This is a genomic window from Xanthomonas sp. MLO165, assembly GCF_018831305.1.
In the GTDB taxonomy this organism is placed as follows: Bacteria; Pseudomonadota; Gammaproteobacteria; order Xanthomonadales; family Xanthomonadaceae; genus Xanthomonas; species Xanthomonas arboricola.
Genome location: NZ_CP029263.1, coordinates 1,047,425 through 1,064,673, shown reverse-complemented (window position 1 = coordinate 1,064,673; position 17,249 = coordinate 1,047,425). Strand labels below are relative to the sequence as shown.

The window sequence follows — 17,249 nt, the reverse complement described above, 5'->3', positions numbered from 1 at the left end:
TCCATCGCTGTTGGAACGCGCATGTCGCACCTGAAACGCAAGGCCTACAAGAAGTTGCTGGCACCGCTGCAGCTGGAACTGGTCAACATGGCGCGCTGGCTGCGGCATACCAACCAGCGCGCGCTGGTATTGGTGGAAGGCCGCGACACCGCCGGCAAAGGTGGTGTGATCCAGGCCATCGCCAGCCATCTGAACCCGCGCCAGTGCCGGGTGGTGGCGTTGCCGACACCCAACGATCGCGAAAGCACGCAATGGTATTTCCAGCGCTATGTGGCGCACCTGCCGGCGGCCGGCGAGTTGGTGCTGATGGATCGCAGCTGGTACAACCGCGCCGGCGTGGAACGGGTGATGGGCTATTGCACCGACGCGCAGTACGACGCGTTTCTGGAGCAGGCGCCGCGCTTCGAACAACTGCTCGTCGACGACGGCATCCTGTTGTTCAAGTACTGGCTGTGCGTGGATCAGGCCGAACAGGAACAGCGCTTTGCCGAACGCCAGGAAGATCCGCTCAAGGGCTGGAAACTGTCGCCGGTGGATCTGCAGTCACGCAGCAAGTACGAGGACTACACCGCCGCGCGTGAGCGCATGCTCGAGGTAACGCATACGCCGGACGCGCCATGGACGCTGGTGGATTTCAACGACCAGAAGCGCGGCCGGTTGAGCCTGATCCGCAATCTGCTGGATCGGCTCCCGGACACCGCGGTGCCAGATGACACGCTGCAGCTGCCGCCACTGGACGGCAAGCCGCACAAGGAACGTTACGGCGTGCTGGAACCGATCGACGATTACGCCGGCCAGTCCTGAGAGATCTCGTCACTGGCCGCAGTGGCACGTGGCAAGGGGTACAGCCCGGCCTGGCGCTCGGCCTGCTCGGCCTGCAGCACCAGCTGGCTCAGGCGCTGGCTGAACAGCTGCATGAAACCGCGGTGCAGCGGGCGCATCGCTTCGATGTAGTCGACGTCGTCGGCCTGCGCACCGAGCGGGCTGCAGGACGACAGCAGCACTTCGTCCAGGCGTAGCGCGCTGTCGGGCAGACGCACCAGCGCGGCGCGGCGCAACCAGTCGCGCATGCCCTGGCGGTACTCGGCAGCCAGGATATAGGCCACTTCGACCTGATCCAGGTCCACATCCGGGTTCCACGCCAGCACCTGGATGACCTGCGAGCGCTCGTCCAGCATGCGGCTCTCGGCAACCAGGCCGTGCAGTTGCTGCAGCAGACGCCACTGGACGCCGGCGGCCTCGCGCTGCGGGGCAGGCATGGTCTCGATCGCCAGCGCCAGGCGGCGTGCGAACAGCGCCGGCACTTCGGCCAGGACGATCGGGCCGGCATCGGCGCCGAGCAGGAAACGTTCGGTGCGCAGCGTGGCGGTGTCGGGCAGGTAGCCGTCCTGCAGCGGGCGCATCACGCCGTGGTCGAGCAGCGACAGCACCACGTCCAGCCAATAGCGACGCTCCTGTTGCAGCGCGCGGTTGGCGGTGGCGTTCTGCCAGGCCGGACGGAGATCGTCCAGACGCGCGATGCAGGCCTGGGCATCGAGGGTGTCCCAGGGCGCGCGGGTGGCGTCGTTGGGATCGAAATTCTCCACGTTGAGCATGCCGCCGCCGAAACGGTGCCAGGCTGCGCCGCGCTGGGTGCCGGCGGGATCCGGCCTGGAGGCCGACAGCGGCACCGCGGGGGCCGGGCGCAACAGGGCTGCGTAGGCGTCGGCCCAGGAATCGGGCAGACGCGCCGACAGCGGATAGCTGGCAGCGGACGCGCCCAGGCCGTGACGTGCGAGCTTCAGGCTCCACAGCACCGCAGCGATCACGATGCCGCCGAAGATCCAGGCCAGCAGCCAGCTGGTGGCCGCCTGCCCCGGCTGCAGCACGCGGGTCTGCGGCTGCAGAAACAGCAGCCAGCCACTGCCCGACAGGACGCCCAGGTACAGCCATGGCGCCAGCTGCGCCAGGCGACGGTTGCGGGTAGGCAGTTCCTGCCCGTCGGTGTGATCTTGAGATGGAGCGGCCATATATTCCCCCTGCACGCCTGATCGCGCTGACAAGGTTATCGGCGACGCATCGCAAGTCTGTTGGCCTGCTCGACTGGCAGCGACTCAGCCAGTTACAAATTCTTCAGTCGGCGGCGGCGCGCAGGGCGTGCGGGTCACCGCCGCGACCCTGGCCGCCGGCGGGCCTTGCCATAACCAGGATTCCAGCGCATCCAGCGCGACGGCGGGCCCGGCAGCGACCACCTCCACACTGCCGTCGGGCTGGTTGCGCGCATGCCCACGCAGGCCCAGCGCAACCGCACGCTCGCGGGTGGAGGCGCGGAACCACACGCCCTGCACCACGCCGGTGACGATAAAGCGCGCCGCCTGCATCAGCCGGCCTTGCCGGTGATGCCCACCGCCGTCTCGATGTCGCGTGCGGTCACCGGGCCGAGGAACTGCTTGGCGACCTTGCCGTCCGGCCCGATCAGATACGTCATCGGCAAGCCGCGCGGCGTGGCGAAGTCCTGCGGCGGTTGGTAAGGGTCGAGAATGGCGATCGGGTACGACACCGGGTGGTCCTTCAGGAACGCCTGCATGTCGGCGCTGCTGATGTCTTCATAGGCCAGGCCCACCACTTCGACGGTGTCGCGCATGGTGTGCAGCGCCGACAGCTCGGGCATTTCCTTCAGGCACGGCGCGCACCAGGTGGCCCAGAAATTGACCACCACCCACTTGCCGCGATGCGCGGCCAGGTCGTAGGCCTCGCCGGTCACGGTCGGCAGCGACAGCTTGGGCATCTCGGCGGTCTGCTGCACCACCGAGGTGTCGGTTGGGCTGGCCGGGTCGGCGGGAGCGGCCGGCTTTTGCGGCGTCTGTGCGGTGGTCGCTGGCGCTGCACCGCCGGCGGCGGGCGTGCCCTCGCCGGTGGGCTTGCAGGCGGTCAGCAGCAACAGCGGCAACAGCAGCGCACAGGCGCCGCGCACAAGGCGCACGGTCATGGGAGGTCTCCGGGAAGGTGGGTGTAGAGGTCGCCGACCGGTTGCGCCAGCACGCTGCGCAAGGGTTGGCGCAGTTGTTCCAGCGCAGCGGCAGCGGCCTGGCCGTAGGCATCGTCGCGGCACGGCAGGGGGCGGTCTTCGATCGGCACGCGCAGCTGGCAGCTTTCGTAGAGTTCGGCCAGCGGCACCACGTCCAGGTCGCGTGCCAGCAGCCATTGGCCGCGCTCGTCGCGGCGCAGCAGGCGGATGCGTTTGAGTTCGCACAGCAACTCCTGCATCAGCGTGTCGGTGAGCATCGGCTCCAGCGCCAGGATGCGGTCTTCATCCAGGCCGTTGCCGTGGATGCGTGCCTGGCGGAAGCGGCCGAGCAGGCGCAGCAGGCCATAGATCTCGAAACCCGGCGGCAGCCGCATCGCTTCGGGCTGGTAGCGGAATGCCGCCATCGAGGAGGCCAGCGAGGCGCCCAGCAGCACCGAAACCCAGCTCAGGTAGATCCACAACAGCAGGATCGGCAGCGCCGACAGCGCGCCGTAAATGCGCTGGTAGGTCTGGAAATTGCCCAGATAGAAGCCGAAGCCCCATTTGACGATTTCCATCAGGATCACCGCCAGCAACGCGCCCGGCAGCGCATGCCGCAGGCGTACCCCATGCTGCGGCACCACGCGGTAGATCAGCACGATGCAGACGAATTCCACCGCCATCGGCGCCAGCCGCCAGGCGAATTCGGCCAGCCACTGGCCTTCGGTGGTGCGGAACAGCGGCAGCGCGAACACGTAGGCGGCCATCGCCATCGAGGCGGCGGCCAGCATCGTGCCCAGGGTCAGCACCGTCCAGTAGATCAGGAAGCGCGTCACCTTCGGGCGTGCGGCGGCGACCCGCCAGATGCTGTTGAAGGTCTGCTCGATGCTGTGCAGGGTGATCAGCAGCGAGGCCACCAGCGCGACCATACCGGCCACGGTGAACTTGCCCAGATCCTCCAGCGAACGATTGAGGTAGTTCTGCACCGAGCGCGCCGCGCCGGGCACGAAGTTGTTGAAGATGAAGTCGGTCAGCGCGTCCTTCCACTCGTTGAAGGCCGGGAACGCCGACAGCACCCCGAACACCACGATCGCCAGCGGCACCAGCGCGAACACCGTGGTGTAAGCGAGCGAGGCGGCCGCCTGGAACAGGCGGTCGTCGAGAAAGCGGCGCCACAGGAAGCGCCCGAAGCTGACCGTCCGCGCGCGGTCGCGCAGCCGTTCTTTCCATTGGTGGATTTTGTTCACGCGCAACATCGCGCAAGGGTACCCGATGCGCCGTCATCGCGGCCTTGCCGCAACTGCGGCGTGCAGGCAGGCGGTGGCTTGGCCGATACTGCGGCAACTCACACAGGCGGTAGATGCGCGATGGCGGAGATTCTGGTGCTGTATTACAGCCGTGGCGGTTCGGTGGCGCGGCTGGCGCGGCAGATCGCGCGCGGCATCGGCGAAGTACCGGGCATGGGCGCGCGGCTGCGCACGGTACCGCCGGTGGCGGCGGTGACCCAGACCAGCGCCCCGCCGGTGCCGGACGAGGGCGCGCCGTACGTGGACAAGGCCGATCTGGCCGAATGCAGCGGCTTGCTGCTGGGCAGCCCGACCCGCTTCGGCAACATGGCCGCGCCGATGAAGCATTTCCTCGACGGCCTGGGCGCCGAGTGGGCCAGCGGCATCCTGGCCGGCAAGCCGGCAGGCGTGTTCACTTCCACCGCCTCGATGCACGGCGGCCAGGAATCCACCTTGCTGTCGATGCACCTGCCGCTGCTGCACCACGGCTGCCTGATCGTCGGCATCCCGTTCACCGAGCCGGCGCTCAGCCATACCACCAGCGGCGGCACACCCTATGGCGCCAGCCATGTCTCCGGCGCCGGCGGCGACCCGCAACCGAGCGAGGACGAAGCGCTGCTGGCGCGTGCGCTGGGCCGCCGGGTGGCCGATATCGCCCGGCGCCTGGCCAGCCCATGAGCCTACGCGCCACGCACTGGCTGCTGACGGCCGCGCTGATCGCGCTGACGGTGCTGTTCGTGAGCTGGTTTCACGACGACCGCCACCGCACTGCCGCGCTGCTGGTGTTCGCACTGCCGCCGGCGCTGATGGCCACGCTGGCGCTGCGCAGCGCACGTGCGCGTTTCTGGGCCGGCGTGTTCGCGCTGGGCTGGTTCAGTCACGGCGTGATGGCCGCCTGGACCCAGCCGCAGGCGCGTGGGCTGGCCTGGCTGGAAGTGCTGCTGGCCCTGCTGGTGGTGGCACTGGTGGGCGGCCCCGGCATGGCGGCGCGCTTCGGCCGCAAGCGCCCTCCACGTTGACCCGCTTGGGCAGCACCCGCGCCGGGGTCGTATCATGACGGCCCTCGCGCGGCCTGCACCGCGCCCGTTTGAAGGACCCGCAGCAATGGAAGACCTCCTGATCGTCACCACCGGTGGCACGATCGACAAGATCTACTTCGACGACAAATCGGACTACCAGATCGGCGACCCGCAGATCGGCCAGATCCTCAAGGAGCTGGGCGTGACCTTCCGCTTCTCGGTGATTCCGATCATCCGCAAGGATTCGCTGCACATCACCGACGCCGACCGCGAACTGGTGCGCGCCACCATCGCCGCCCAGCCGACCCGCCACGTGCTGATCACCCACGGCACCGACTCGATGGTGGAAACCGGCAAGGTGCTGCAGTCCATCGCCGACAAGACCATCGTGATGACCGGCGCGCTCAATCCGGCGCGCTTTCGCGGCTCCGATGCCGAGTTCAACATCGGCTGCGCGGTCGGCGCGGTGCAGTCGCTGCCTGCGGGCGTGTATATCGCCATGAACGGGCGCATCTGGAATCCGGAAAAGGTGCGCAAGAACGTCGCCGCCAACCGCTTCGAATCGCTCTGACGCCATGAGCAAGGCCACCCGCGCGACCAAGGCATTGGATGCCGCCGGCGTGGCCTACGTGTTGCACCCCTACGCCTACCAGGCCGATGCCGATGCGAAGGGCGTGCAGGCGGCGAACGCCCTGGGACTGGCGCCGCACACGGTGCTGAAAACATTGATGGCCTGGGTCGACGACCAGGCGGTGTGCGTGGTGATCCCGTGCGATCGCCGGGTGTCGCTGAAGAAACTGGCCAGTGCCTGCAACGGCAAGTCGGCGCGCATGATGGAGGTGGCCGATGCCGAGCGTCGCACCGGCTACAAGGTCGGCGGCATCAGCCCGCTGGGGCAGCAACGCCAGGCGCCGGTCGTGATCGAAGCCAGTGCACTGGATGCCCCGTCGCTGTGGATCAACGCCGGGCAACGCGGCTTGCTGCTGGAATTGCCGGGCGATGGCATCGTTGCCGCATTGCAGGCGCGGCCCTGTAGTGTTTGCGACTAGCTGCGGCGAGACACCGCGCCGCGTGGCCGGCTGACGCAAGCCGGCATCTGGAAATCCACAGGTGGCTCCGGTTTGCGGCAGCGATCACGCACCTCCGCTGCGGCGTGATGGGTTCGCCGGCGTCACATGGCCGATGCAAGATCACGCCCCAAGGAAGACCGAAGTCCTGCACCCCACCGGCGCAGGACTCCGCGCACGCTCAGTACGTAGCCACCAGCGTAACCGCCGAGAACGCCAGCGTGGCCTTGAGCCGCACGTAGTACACCCCTGACGCGGGTGCGCTCAGCGTGCAGCTGTCGGCATTGCCCACCACCGCAGTGCGGCAGCTGTAGGCGGTATCGCTCGGCAATGCACCGGCACGCAGCGACAGATCGGCATTGCCGCTGCCACCGCTGAGCGCCACCCGCAGGCTGCGCGTGCCTGCGGGCACGTTGACCTGGTAATACAGCGAGCCACCGGTGGCTGCGGCCAGGCCGTTGCGTGCTGCATTGCTGGTCAGGGTGGTCGAGGCGATCACCGCAGCCACCGCACCATCGGCGTTGACCAACCCTGCCCCACACCCCTGCGGACACGCCACCGGCAATGCACGCGCCGTGCTCTTGAGCATCGCTTCGACGCTGGCCGCACTGAGCGGATTGAGCGCCACCGACTGCATCAATGCCACCACGCCAGCCACATGCGGCGCCGCCATCGAGGTGCCGCTGTAGACCGCGTAACCTGGGGTGCCCACCGCCGCGCTGCCGCTGTTGAGCGTGGACAGAATCGCCTGCCCCGGCGCGGCGATATCCACGCCCTGGCCGAAGTTGGAAAAGCTGGCCTTGGCCCCGGCCGAGGTGGTCGCCGCCACCGCGATCACATTCGGGCAATTGGCCGGCACGCTTTTGGATACGTCGATATTGCTGTTGCCGGCAGCCACCACCACGCTGGTGCCGCGCGACACCGCGCTGGCGATCGCATTGCTCAAGGTGGTGGAACAGGAACCGATGCCGCCCAGCGACAGGTTGATCACCCTGGCCGGGGTCGGATTGGCCGGCACGCCGGACACCGTGCCGCCGGAGGCCCACACGATCGCATCGGCGATGTCGGACAGATAGCCGCCGCAACGGCCCAGCACGCGCACCGGCAGCACCTTTGCATTGAACGCCACGCCCGCGGTGCCGGCGCCATTGTTGGCGGCGGCCGCGACGATGCCGGCCACATGGGTGCCATGCCAGCTGGAACTGGACGCGCTTGCGCCGCTGCCGCACTCGTTGGCCGCGGCCCAGTCGCCCGGATCGGCGGCATCGGTGTCGCGCGCGTTGCCGTCGCGGGCAATGAAGGCATCGCTGATGAAGTCATAGCCGGCCAGCACATTGGCCGACAGCTCCGGATGCGCGGTCACGCCGGTATCGATCACCGCCACCACCGCGCCCCTGCCGGTGGCCTTGTCCCAGGCCGGGCGCACGTTGATGCCGGCGCTGGTGGTCCCCAGCGCCCATTGCTCGGACAGGCGGCTGTCGTTGGGCACCAGCATCGGGCGCAGCAGCATGTCCACTTCCACGCGCTTGACCGCCGGGTCGGCCGCCAGACGACGCATCAGGGTTTCCGCATCGACCCGGTCCAGCGCGCGATCGGCCACCAGCAATTGCGGCCCGACTCCAAGCCAGCGCGACGACGACAGGCCGAGCGCTCGCCCGCGCCGCGCCGGCACCGCACGGGCGATCTCGCGTAACGAGCCACTCAGGCGCCCACGGTTGCCGACGCTGCTGTCCTTGTAGCTGACGATGAAACGCTGATGGGCCGATGCCGACCCCAGCCCCTGCAGGCTGACGTCGCCAGCGAATGCAGGCGCAGTGCCGCATAGCAGTGCACAGGCCAGCGCGACATGGCGCAGCCCCTTGAACGGTAAATAACGCATGGATCGACCCCTCCCCGGGATGTCGTGGTGCAAACGAGGGCACATCTGTGCCGCCCTTGCATCGTGGTGAGGCGCGCCGACTGGCGTCGCTGCCCACCTGCCCACGCTATCGACCGGGTATGCGCGGACCTGAGCCGGTATCGCTGGCCAGGCGTGGCGAACCACCGGGTTGGTTAAGGTGGCCGCTCGAGAGGCAGATGCCGGCGGCGGCCAGGACCGCGCCGTCCCACCCTCCAGCGCTGCCCCCAAAACGCCATTGCCCCGCACTTTGGCGGGGCAATGGGGGTATCGAGCGTGCTGCAGACACACCGCATCACGCAGACCGCAGCGGTGCCAACGGCTCAGCCGCTGGCACCGCGAGGCGTCTTACGGGGTCTGGCTGACCGCACCGGCCGCGTTGACGATGCCGGCACCGCAGCCGCCCGAGCAGGCGCCCGGCAGCGGACGCGCGGTGTTCTTCAACAGCGTTTCCACCGCCGCCGGGGTCAGCGGACGACTGGCCACCGACTGCACCAGCGCCACCACGCCGGCCACGTGCGGTGCCGCCATCGACGTACCGTTGTAGGAGGCGTAGCTGGCGCTGCCCGGCGTGGTGGTGCCGCTGTTGAGCGTGGACAGGATCGCCGAGCCCGGGCCGGAGATGTCGATGGTGCTGCCGAAGTTGGAGAAGCTCGAACGCGCGCCGGCCGAGGTGATCGACGCCACCGAGATCACGTTGGCGCAGCTGGCCGGGGTGAAGTTGGCCACGTTTGCATTGCTGTTGCCGGCCGCCACCACCACCGTGGTGCCGCGCGACACCGCGCCATTGATGGCGTTCTGGTAGGTGCTCGAGCAGGTGCCGTTGCCGCCCAGCGACATGTTGATCACTTCGGCCGGATTGGCATTGGCCGGCACGCCGGAGACGGTGCCGCCGGATGCCCACACGATTGCGTCGGCAATGTCGGAGGTGGTGCCGCCGCACAGGCCCAGCGCACGCACCGGCACGATGCGCGCATTGAATGCGGTCCCCGCCACGCCGGTGCTGTTGTTGGTGACCGCGGCAATGGTGCCGGCCACATGGGTCCCGTGCCAGCTGGAGTTGGCCGCTGCCACGCCGGAGCCGCATTGGTTGGCTGCGCGCCAGTCGCCCTGGTCGGCCGGGTTGTTGTCGCGGCCATTGTTGTCGCGCGCACGCGCCGCGTCGCTGATGAAGTCGTAGCCCGGCAGCACGTTGGCGTTGAGGTCCGGGTGGCTGGTGATGCCGGTGTCGATCACTGCCACCACCACACCGGTGCCGGTGGCGGTATCCCAGGCCGGACGCACGTTGATGCTCGAGGCGGTGGTGCCGAAACCCCACTGCTCGGACAGACGGGTGTCGTTGGGGGTCAGCGTCGGGTACATGATCTGATCGACTTCCACGTACTCCACGCTCGGGTCGGCGGCGATCCGGCGCATCAGCGTCTCGGCCTCGGCACGGTCCAGGCCACGGTCGGTCTTGAGCACTTCCGACCCCAGTGCGGTACGACGCACGTGATTCAGGCCCAGCGCACGGCCGGCGCGGGCCGGCACGGCGGTGGCGACCGAATTGAGCGATGCGCGCAGCGAGGTCGGGCTCACCGCGGCGCTGGAACCGTCCCTGTACTTGACGATGAAGCGGTCCAGGGTGGGCTGCGAATCCAGCCCGGAAAGATTGACCTGACCAGCAAACGCCGGCACTGCCAGCAGCGAAGTCAGCGCGGACACACCTAGAACCACCAGCGCGCGCGTGGGCGCACGACGTTGCGACACATTGGACATCGATCGTTCCTTAATTGAGAGGTACCGCAATTGCGGCGAGATGGCCAAACCGGCTCCACGTGCTGCGGATCGGGTCAGGCAGTGCACGGGCGCGGGCGCCCGGCGAGACGACTGACCGATGTCCATTCCGGTCGAGCGGCAACACACCGCCGGCGCCTGCCGATGCGGCAGACGTGGGCAATAGGTCGCTGATGGGGTGAAGCGGATCGGATCGGCACTGCCTGGCCGGGGCCAGGCAGTGCCGACGTGCCTCAGTAGCTGGCGCGCAAGGTCACGCCGGAGAACGTGCTGTACGCCTTGAGGCGCACGTAGTAAGTGCCAGACGGCGCGCTGATGCTGCAGGTCTCGGCATTGCCGCTGCGGTACGGACGGCAGGTGTAGGTGGTGTCGGTCGGCGCACTGCCGGCACGCACGTACAGGTCTGCATCGCCGCTGCCGCCGCTGATCGCCACGGTCAGCGTGCCGCTACCGGCCGGCACTGCGATGGTGTAGTTCAGTTCCGCACCCGTGGCTGCGCCCAGTCCGGTGACCGGCGTGCCGTTGGTCAGGGTGTTGCCGGTGCCGCCACCGCCGCCGCCATTGCTGCCACTGATGGCGGCAGTCACCGCCGCATCCGCATTGACGATGCCGGCGCCGCAGCCGCCCGAGCAGGCGCCCGGCAGCGCACGCGCGGTGTTCTTCAACAGGGTTTCCACGGCGGCCGGCGTAAGTGCGCTCGGCGCGACCGACTGCACCAGCGCGACCACGCCGGCCACATGCGGCGCCGCCATCGAGGTACCGTTGTAGGACGCGTAGCTGGCGCTGCCCGGGGTGGTGGTGCCGCTGTTGAGTGTGGACAGGATCGCCGAGCCCGGCGCCGACACGTCGATCCCGGTGCCGAAGTTGGAATAGCTGGCCTTGGCGCCGGCCGAGGTGGTGGCTGCCACCGCGATCACGTTGGCGCAGTTGGCCGGCAGCGAACCGGACACGTTGGCAGAATCGTTGCCTGCCGCCACCACCACCGTGGTGCCGCGCGAGACCGCACCGCTGATCGCATTCTGCATGGTGGTCGAGCAGGTACCGCCGCCGCCGAGCGACATGTTGATCACTTCGGCCGGATTGGCGTTGGCCGGCACGCCGCTGACGCTGCCGCCGGAGGCCCAGATGATGGCGTCGGCGATATCCGACAGCGAGCCGCCGCACTTGCCGAGTACGCGCACCGGCACGACCTTGGCGTTGTAGGCGGTCCCCGCCACGCCGGTGGTGTTGTTGGTCACTGCGGCCACCGTGCCGGCCACATGGGTGCCATGCCAGCTGGAGTTGGCGGCGGGAATACCGGAGCCGCACTCATTGGCGGCGTACCAGTCGCCTTCGTCGGCGGGATTGCTGTCGCGCCCGTTGCCATCGCGCGCCGTGGCGGCATCGCTGATGAAGTCGTAGCCCGGCAGGATGTTGGCGTTGAGATCGGCATGGGTGGTGATGCCGGTGTCGATCACCGCCACCACCACATTGGCGCCGGTGGCCTTGTCCCAAGCCGGGCGGATATTGAGGCCCGCATTGGTGGTGCCGAAGGCCCACTGCTCGGACAGACGGGTGTCGTTCGGGGTCAGCGTGGCGTGCAGGATCTGGTCGACTTCCACGCTCTGCACGTTGGGGTCGGAGGCCAGTTGGCGCATCAGGGTCTCGGCTTCGGCACGGTCGAGTGCACGGTCGGCCTTGACCAGCTCCGGTCCCAGCGCCAGGCGGCGCACCGAGTTCAGGCCCAACGCCTTGCCGGCCTTGGCCGGAACAGCGCGCGCGGCGGTGCGCAGCGAGGTGCTCAGCGCGGTTGGACTGGCCAGCGCGGTGCTGCCGTCCTTATAGGTCACGATGAATTTCTGGTGGGTTTGGGCGGTGGCCAGGCCATCCAGATACACCTCGCCGGCAAAGGCCGGGGTTGCCAGCAACAACGAGGTCAGCGCAGCTGCGCTCAGGATGGTCAGTGCGCGGGGGCGCTTGCGAAAAGACTCGTTCGACATCGAATTCCCTTCTAGATCAAAGAGAACCGCCGTAGCGGTGGTAGCCGGTGCCGCCTTCCATAGGTCAGCACCGAGGTCCCGGACCGATCCCCTGTTATCGATCCGTTCAGCGAACCTACCGCACTACAACCAGACTGGACAATAAGAAGTTCGCACTTTCGAAAAATTAAATATCAGATTTGTGACACCGTACGGCACCGTTCAGCCAGTTGACGACACATCCGGACATGAATTGGCACATACCTGCTGCGTTGCCCCAAAAAAAAGGCCCCTGCGCGACCGCGCAGAGGCCTTTTTTGACGCGATGCGCTGGCTCAGGACAGACGCACCAGCCAACCGTGGCGGTCCGGGACGCGCCCGTACTGGATGTCGGTCAGCTCCTGGCGCAGCGACATGGTCACCTCGCCGGCCGGTGCGGAGAGATCGCCGACCGCAAAGCCATCGCCCTTCAGCTCGCCGATCGGGGTGACCACGGCAGCGGTGCCGCAGGCGAACACCTCGGTGATCTCGCCCGACGCCACGCCCTGCTTCCACTCATCGATGGCGACCTTGCGCTCGATCACCTGCATGCCGCGATCGCGGGCCAGTTGCAGGATGCTGTCGCGGGTGATGCCTTCCAGGATGCTGCCGGACAGTTCCGGCGTCACCAGCGTGCCGTCCTTGTAGACCAGGAACACGTTCATGCCGCCCAGTTCTTCGATGTACTTGCCTTCCACCGGGTCCAGGAACAGCACCTGCGAGCAGCCTTGCGCATAGGCCTTCTGCTGCGGCAGCAGCGAGGCGGCATAGTTACCGCCGCACTTGGCCGCACCGGTGCCGCCCTTGGCCGCACGTGCGTACTCGGTGGACAACCAGATCGACACCGGTGCCACGCCCTTGGCGAAATACGGACCGGCGGGACTTGCGATGACGTAGTACGAGGCCTTGTGCGCCGCACGCACGCCCAGGAACGCCTCGTCGGCAATCATGAACGGGCGGAAGTACAGGCTGGTTTCCGGGGCCGACGGCACCCAGCTCGCATCCACCGCCACCAGCTGGCGCAGCGATTCGACGAACAGGTCCACCGGTAGTTCCGGCAGCGCCAACCGCCGCGCCGAGCGCTGCAGCCGCTCGCCATTGGCCTGCGGGCGAAAGGTCCAGATCGAGCCGTCGGCATGCCGGTAGGCCTTGATGCCTTCGAAGATTTCCTGGCCGTAATGCAGCACCGAGGCGGCCGGATCCAGCTGCAGCGGGCCATACGCGCGTACCTGCGCGTCGTGCCAACCGAGCTCGTTGGTCCAGGAAATGGCGACCATGTGGTCGGTGAAATGCAGCCCGAAGCCGGGCGCGGCCAGGATCACGGACAGCTCGTCGGCACTCCGCGGCGACGGGGAACGGGTGGAAGCGAAGGACACGGACACCGGAAGATTCCTGTATGGCGGGCGAAAGGACGCGGCGCCACCTCTTGGACATGGCGCCTGACGATCAGAGCATGCCGGTCTCGAGACGGGCTGCTTCGGACATCATATGCCGGCCCCACGGCGGGTCGAAGACCAGCTCGACGTCGGCCTCGGCAATGGTCGGAATCATTTCGACCTTGCTGCGCACGTCGTCGACCAGGATCTCGCCCATGCCACAACCGGGCGCGGTGAGGGTCATCTTGACGTCCACCCGGCGCTGATCGTCTTCCTCGCGATGGCTGACCACCGCCTCGTAGACCAGGCCCAGATCGACGATGTTGAACGGGATCTCGGGGTCGAAACAGGTGCGCAACTGCTGCCACACCAGTGCCTCCACCTCTTCGTCGCTGGCATCGGCGGGCAATTCCAGCCCCGGCGGGGCCTCCTTGCCGATCGCATCGCCATCCTTGCCGGCAATGCGGAACAGGTTGCCTTCGACAAAGACCGTATAGCTGCCACCCAGCGCCTGGGTGATATAGCCGTAACTGCCTGCGGGCAGGGTCACCGAATCGCCCTGCGGCACCATGACGGCATCGCAATCGCGTTCGAACTGGACGGGTTCGCTGCTACGGGAGTACATGGGCTGGATATGGGGCCGCGGCGGATGCGCGCAAGTCCGCCATTCTAGCCGACCACGGCAAGGCCGCTGCCGTTGCGGGATGGAGCCGGCGACGACGCTGCATTCCATCGGCGCGTCCATCACCGCGCAAAGTACATCGCGCGCTTTATCATGTGCGCACTGTCAGGAGCTCCAATGCCGCCTACCACCGCGTCCGCCAGAACCGCCCACTGGCTCTGGCCCCCGCTCCTGCTGCTGGGATGCGTCACCGCCCTGATCGCCTGGATGCTCATCGCGCTCGCGCTGGGCAACCAGGCCGGCTGGATGGCGGTGCTGGTGGCGCTGGAAATCGTCTGGATGCTGCGCCTGGGCACGCTGGGCGCCGGTCCCTTGCGCATCGGCATCGCGGTCGTGGCGACCGCGCTGATCATCGTCGGCGCCAACTGGGGCATCGCCTCGGCGCAGCTGGGTAACGCACTGGGCCTGGATCCGTGGACCTCGGCACAGAAGATGGGCGCCGGGCTGGCCTGGACCCTGCTGCAACTGGCCAACAACGGCTTCGACCTGCTGTGCTATGCCGCCGCGCTGGTCCTGGCGTGGTGGGCGGCGCGCTGAGTCGGACGCGTTCGCAATGGCTGCCACTCGGCATCCGTTGAAGCTGATGCTTCATGTGCACAGCTCTAGTCACGCCGCTCCTGCTTAGCGCTGGCGCTTTATTTTCCTGACGCAGCGATTTCCGGGGAGCTCTGCGGCTTGGCTGCGGGGCCCTCGACGCTGCGAGTTTGCTGCAGGGCCCTTGCCGGCCCACCATCGCAGGACACGCCGCAAGTACGTCCATGTAGGCTCTTACGCGGCATCCATGCCGCGTAAGAGCCCGCGACGATGGGCCGGCAAGGACCTGTCGAGATGGTCGGTGGTTTGGTTGCAAGCAAAGCCTGGTGTGTGTGTGTTGTTCGGATCACCGTGCGTTCGATCGGCTTTCCAGCACAAACCGGGTAACGGCAGCGGCTCAACAAAGCAACCTGCAAACGTTTCAGCGTCCCAACGCAAGACTTGCAATCGCAACAGGCAGCTTTTCATTCGACCACCGACCAACTTCCTGGTGCGGTGTCCTTGCCGGTTGCGGGACCCTTGGCGGCATGGATGCCGCCAAGGAGCCTCCACGGACGGATTCACGGCGTGTCCCGCAAGCGGTGAGGGCACCGCGCACTCGAAGAGCCGAGCTTTTGACTGTCACTAAGCACTGCTGTGACTCAAAAGCTCGGTGGCTTGTTTCGGGCTGGCTGATAAGACTGGCCGGATGGTGCGGATAGAGCGTTCGTGAAGCAGCCGATCTGCGGCTCAGCTGCAAGGAACTGGCAGCGAGAACACCGCCCCCTCGACCAAGCAGCTTCGCAAATTCATCCGCCAAGTCAGCCGCACGACACCTCAGTGCCCGCCCCCGTCCAGCGCCTTCAGCTCGCTGACCAGCGCGCCGGCCGCTTCCGCGCCATCGCCGTACAGCATGCGGGTGTTGTCGGCGTAGAACAGCGCATTCTCGATGCCGGCAAAGCCGGTGCCCTTACCGCGCTTGATCACTATCGTGTTCTTCGAATTGACCACGTCCAGGATCGGCATGCCGTAGATCGGGCTGGCCGGGTCGGTCCTGGCCACCGGGTTGACCACGTCGTTGGCGCCGATCACCAGCGACACGTCGGTGCTGGCGAACTCGGGGTTGATGTCGTCCATGTCGGCGATCAGGTCGTAGGGCACGCCGGCTTCGGCCAGCAGCACGTTCATGTGCCCGGGCATGCGCCCGGCGACCGGGTGGATTGCGAACTTCACCTTGACCCCGCGCGCGATCAGCCGCTGCGCCAGCTCCCAGATCTTGTGCTGCGCCTGTGCCACCGCCATGCCGTAGCCGGGCACGATCACCACCCGCTCGGCGAACGCCATCATCGCCGCCACGTCGCCGGCCTCGATCGGCTTCTGCGCCCCGGCGATCTCCTGCGCCTGCCCGCCGCCGCCGAAGTTGGAAAACAGCACGCCGCTGATCGGCCGGTTCATCGCCTTGGCCATCAGGCGCGTCAGCAGGATGCCGGCCGCGCCGACCATCATGCCGGCGATGATCAGCGCCTCGTTGCCCAGCACATAGCCTTCGAACGCCACCGCCAGGCCGGTGAATGCGTTGTACAGCGAGATCACCACCGGCATGTCGGCACCGCCGATCGGCAGCGTCATCAATACACCCAGCGCCAGCGCCACCACGAAGAAGGCGATGATCGCCAGCGGCTGCAGGCTGCTGGCCGCCCAGATGCCGAGCACCAGCACCGCCAGTGCCACCAGCAGATTGAAGGCCTGCTGGCCCGCAAAGGTCACCCGACGGTCGAGCCGGCCATCCAGCTTGGCCCAGGCCACGATCGACCCGGACAGCGACACTGCGCCGATCGCCGAGCCCACCACCGCCAGCACCACCGTGGTGGTGTCCGGCCGCCGCGCCGCCAGTTCGGCAATCGCCTGGGCGCTCCAGTGGGTGGTGTCGCGGTTGGCGAAGAAGGCAAAGCGCAGCAACTCCACCGCCCCGATCGCCGCCGCCGAGCCGCCGCCCATGCCGTTGTACAAGGCCACCATCTGCGGCATGTCGGTGATGGCGACCTTCCTGGCCGACCACCACGCCACCCCGGTTCCGATCGCCAGCGCGGCCAGGATCAGCGGCACGTTATGCAGCTCGGGCAGGAAGAATGTCGCCACCGTGGCGATCAGCATGCCCAGCCCGGCCCAGCGGATGCCGCTGCGCGCGGTCAGCGGCGACGCCATGCGCTGCAGCCCGAGCAGGAACAAGGTCGCCGCGACCAGATAGCTGGACTTCACCAGCCATGCCAGCAGCTCGGCAGTGGAGACGTTCATGGCGCGTCCCCGCCCGACGGCTTCTTGCTGGACTTGAACATGTCCAGCATCCGCTCGGTCACCACGTAACCACCGGCCGCATTGCCCGCACCCAGCATCACCGCGACAAATCCCAGCGCCTTTTCCAGCGTGGTATCGGCATGCCCCAGCACCACCATCGCACCGATCAGCACGATGCCGTGGATGAAGTTGGAGCCGGACATCAGCGGGGTATGCAGGATCACCGGCACCCGCGAGATGATCACGTGGCCGGCGATGGCCGCCAGCATGAAGATGTACAGCGCTACGAATCCGTCGCTCATCGTCGTTCGCTCCACTGGCCGGTGCGGCCCGCCGATCATACCCACGCCGTGCG

General features: G+C 67.5%; 17 protein-coding genes. 6 read left to right on the top strand and 11 right to left on the bottom strand.

Annotated features, from left to right (window positions below):
• The first annotated feature begins 21 nt into the window (after positions 1–21).
• Positions 22–804, top strand: a complete 783-nt coding sequence (gene ppk2, locus DGN21_RS04535; protein ID WP_024938581.1) for a polyphosphate kinase 2 — start codon at positions 22–24, stop codon at positions 802–804.
• On the opposite strand, the gene DGN21_RS04530 is transcribed toward ppk2, so the two are convergent.
• The 4 genes from DGN21_RS04530 to DGN21_RS04515 all read right to left on the bottom strand — a co-directional run bounded on the left by DGN21_RS04530 (position 786) and on the right by DGN21_RS04515 (position 4,242).
• Entirely contained in the window at positions 786–2,009 is a 1,224-nt protein-coding gene (locus tag DGN21_RS04530) for a hypothetical protein (protein WP_126966979.1), read from the bottom strand. The two genes, ppk2 and DGN21_RS04530, sit on opposite strands and share 19 nt — an antisense overlap.
• Positions 2,010–2,093: 84 nt before the next feature.
• Positions 2,094–2,360: an acylphosphatase gene (locus DGN21_RS04525; RefSeq protein WP_102252735.1), complete on the bottom strand. Its 267-nt coding sequence runs from the start codon at positions 2,358–2,360 to the stop codon at positions 2,094–2,096.
• Positions 2,360–2,968: a TlpA disulfide reductase family protein gene (locus DGN21_RS04520; RefSeq protein WP_024938584.1), complete on the bottom strand. Its 609-nt coding sequence runs from the start codon at positions 2,966–2,968 to the stop codon at positions 2,360–2,362. Before DGN21_RS04520 ends, DGN21_RS04525 begins: the two co-directional genes overlap by 1 nt.
• Complete coding sequence (locus DGN21_RS04515) at positions 2,965–4,242, bottom strand: YihY family inner membrane protein (RefSeq protein WP_024938585.1); 1,278 nt, start codon at positions 4,240–4,242, stop codon at positions 2,965–2,967. Before DGN21_RS04515 ends, DGN21_RS04520 begins: the two co-directional genes overlap by 4 nt.
• A 51-nt stretch (positions 4,243–4,293) precedes the next feature.
• On the opposite strand from DGN21_RS04515, the gene wrbA reads away from it, so the two are divergent.
• The 4 genes from wrbA (at position 4,294) to ybaK (ending at position 6,340) form a co-directional block, all read left to right on the top strand.
• The gene (gene wrbA, locus DGN21_RS04510; RefSeq protein WP_172454310.1) at positions 4,294–4,950 is read left to right on the top strand and encodes an NAD(P)H:quinone oxidoreductase; all 657 of its coding nucleotides are present in this window, start codon (positions 4,294–4,296) and stop codon (positions 4,948–4,950) included.
• Positions 4,947–5,291 carry a DUF2069 domain-containing protein gene (locus DGN21_RS04505; RefSeq protein ID WP_126966980.1) on the top strand — a complete coding sequence of 115 codons (345 nt, stop codon included), beginning with the start codon at positions 4,947–4,949 and terminating at the stop codon, positions 5,289–5,291. Before wrbA ends, DGN21_RS04505 begins: the two co-directional genes overlap by 4 nt.
• 85 nt (positions 5,292–5,376) lie before the next feature.
• Positions 5,377–5,862: an asparaginase domain-containing protein gene (locus tag DGN21_RS04500; protein WP_016900703.1), complete on the top strand. Its 486-nt coding sequence runs from the start codon at positions 5,377–5,379 to the stop codon at positions 5,860–5,862.
• A 4-nt stretch (positions 5,863–5,866) separates the two neighbouring features.
• Positions 5,867–6,340 carry a Cys-tRNA(Pro) deacylase gene (ybaK, locus tag DGN21_RS04495; RefSeq protein ID WP_024938588.1) on the top strand — a complete coding sequence of 158 codons (474 nt, stop codon included), beginning with the start codon at positions 5,867–5,869 and terminating at the stop codon, positions 6,338–6,340.
• A gap of 199 nt (positions 6,341–6,539) precedes the next feature.
• Here ybaK and DGN21_RS04490 read toward each other — a convergent pair whose 3' ends face one another.
• The 5 genes from DGN21_RS04490 to sufT form a co-directional block, all read right to left on the bottom strand.
• Positions 6,540–8,237 carry a S8 family peptidase gene (locus tag DGN21_RS04490; RefSeq protein ID WP_126966981.1) on the bottom strand — a complete coding sequence of 566 codons (1,698 nt, stop codon included), beginning with the start codon at positions 8,235–8,237 and terminating at the stop codon, positions 6,540–6,542.
• Positions 8,238–8,603: 366 nt separating this feature from the next.
• Positions 8,604–10,013, bottom strand: a complete 1,410-nt coding sequence (locus DGN21_RS04485) for a S8 family peptidase (protein WP_024938590.1) — start codon at positions 10,011–10,013, stop codon at positions 8,604–8,606.
• Positions 10,014–10,264: 251 nt separating this feature from the next.
• Positions 10,265–12,010 (bottom strand): S8 family peptidase, encoded by a 1,746-nt coding sequence (locus DGN21_RS04480; protein ID WP_024938591.1) that lies wholly within the window; start codon positions 12,008–12,010, stop codon positions 10,265–10,267.
• Between the two features lie 314 nt (positions 12,011–12,324).
• Positions 12,325–13,410 (bottom strand): branched-chain amino acid aminotransferase, encoded by a 1,086-nt coding sequence (locus DGN21_RS04475; protein WP_039523741.1) that lies wholly within the window; start codon positions 13,408–13,410, stop codon positions 12,325–12,327.
• A 64-nt stretch (positions 13,411–13,474) separates the two neighbouring features.
• The gene (gene sufT / locus DGN21_RS04470) at positions 13,475–14,029 is read right to left on the bottom strand and encodes a putative Fe-S cluster assembly protein SufT (RefSeq protein ID WP_016900709.1); all 555 of its coding nucleotides are present in this window, start codon (positions 14,027–14,029) and stop codon (positions 13,475–13,477) included.
• Positions 14,030–14,203: 174 nt separating this feature from the next.
• On the opposite strand from sufT, the gene DGN21_RS04465 reads away from it, so the two are divergent.
• Positions 14,204–14,623, top strand: coding sequence for a hypothetical protein (locus DGN21_RS04465; protein WP_039523735.1), 420 nt, complete (start codon positions 14,204–14,206; stop codon positions 14,621–14,623).
• A gap of 813 nt (positions 14,624–15,436) precedes the next feature.
• Here the strand turns inward: DGN21_RS04465 and DGN21_RS04460 are convergent.
• Both DGN21_RS04460 and DGN21_RS04455 read right to left on the bottom strand, forming a co-directional pair.
• The gene (locus tag DGN21_RS04460) at positions 15,437–16,894 is read right to left on the bottom strand and encodes an NAD(P)(+) transhydrogenase (Re/Si-specific) subunit beta (protein WP_126966982.1); all 1,458 of its coding nucleotides are present in this window, start codon (positions 16,892–16,894) and stop codon (positions 15,437–15,439) included.
• Positions 16,891–17,196 (bottom strand): NAD(P) transhydrogenase subunit alpha, encoded by a 306-nt coding sequence (locus DGN21_RS04455; RefSeq protein WP_046346232.1) that lies wholly within the window; start codon positions 17,194–17,196, stop codon positions 16,891–16,893. Before DGN21_RS04455 ends, DGN21_RS04460 begins: the two co-directional genes overlap by 4 nt.
• Positions 17,197–17,249 lie beyond the last annotated feature (53 nt).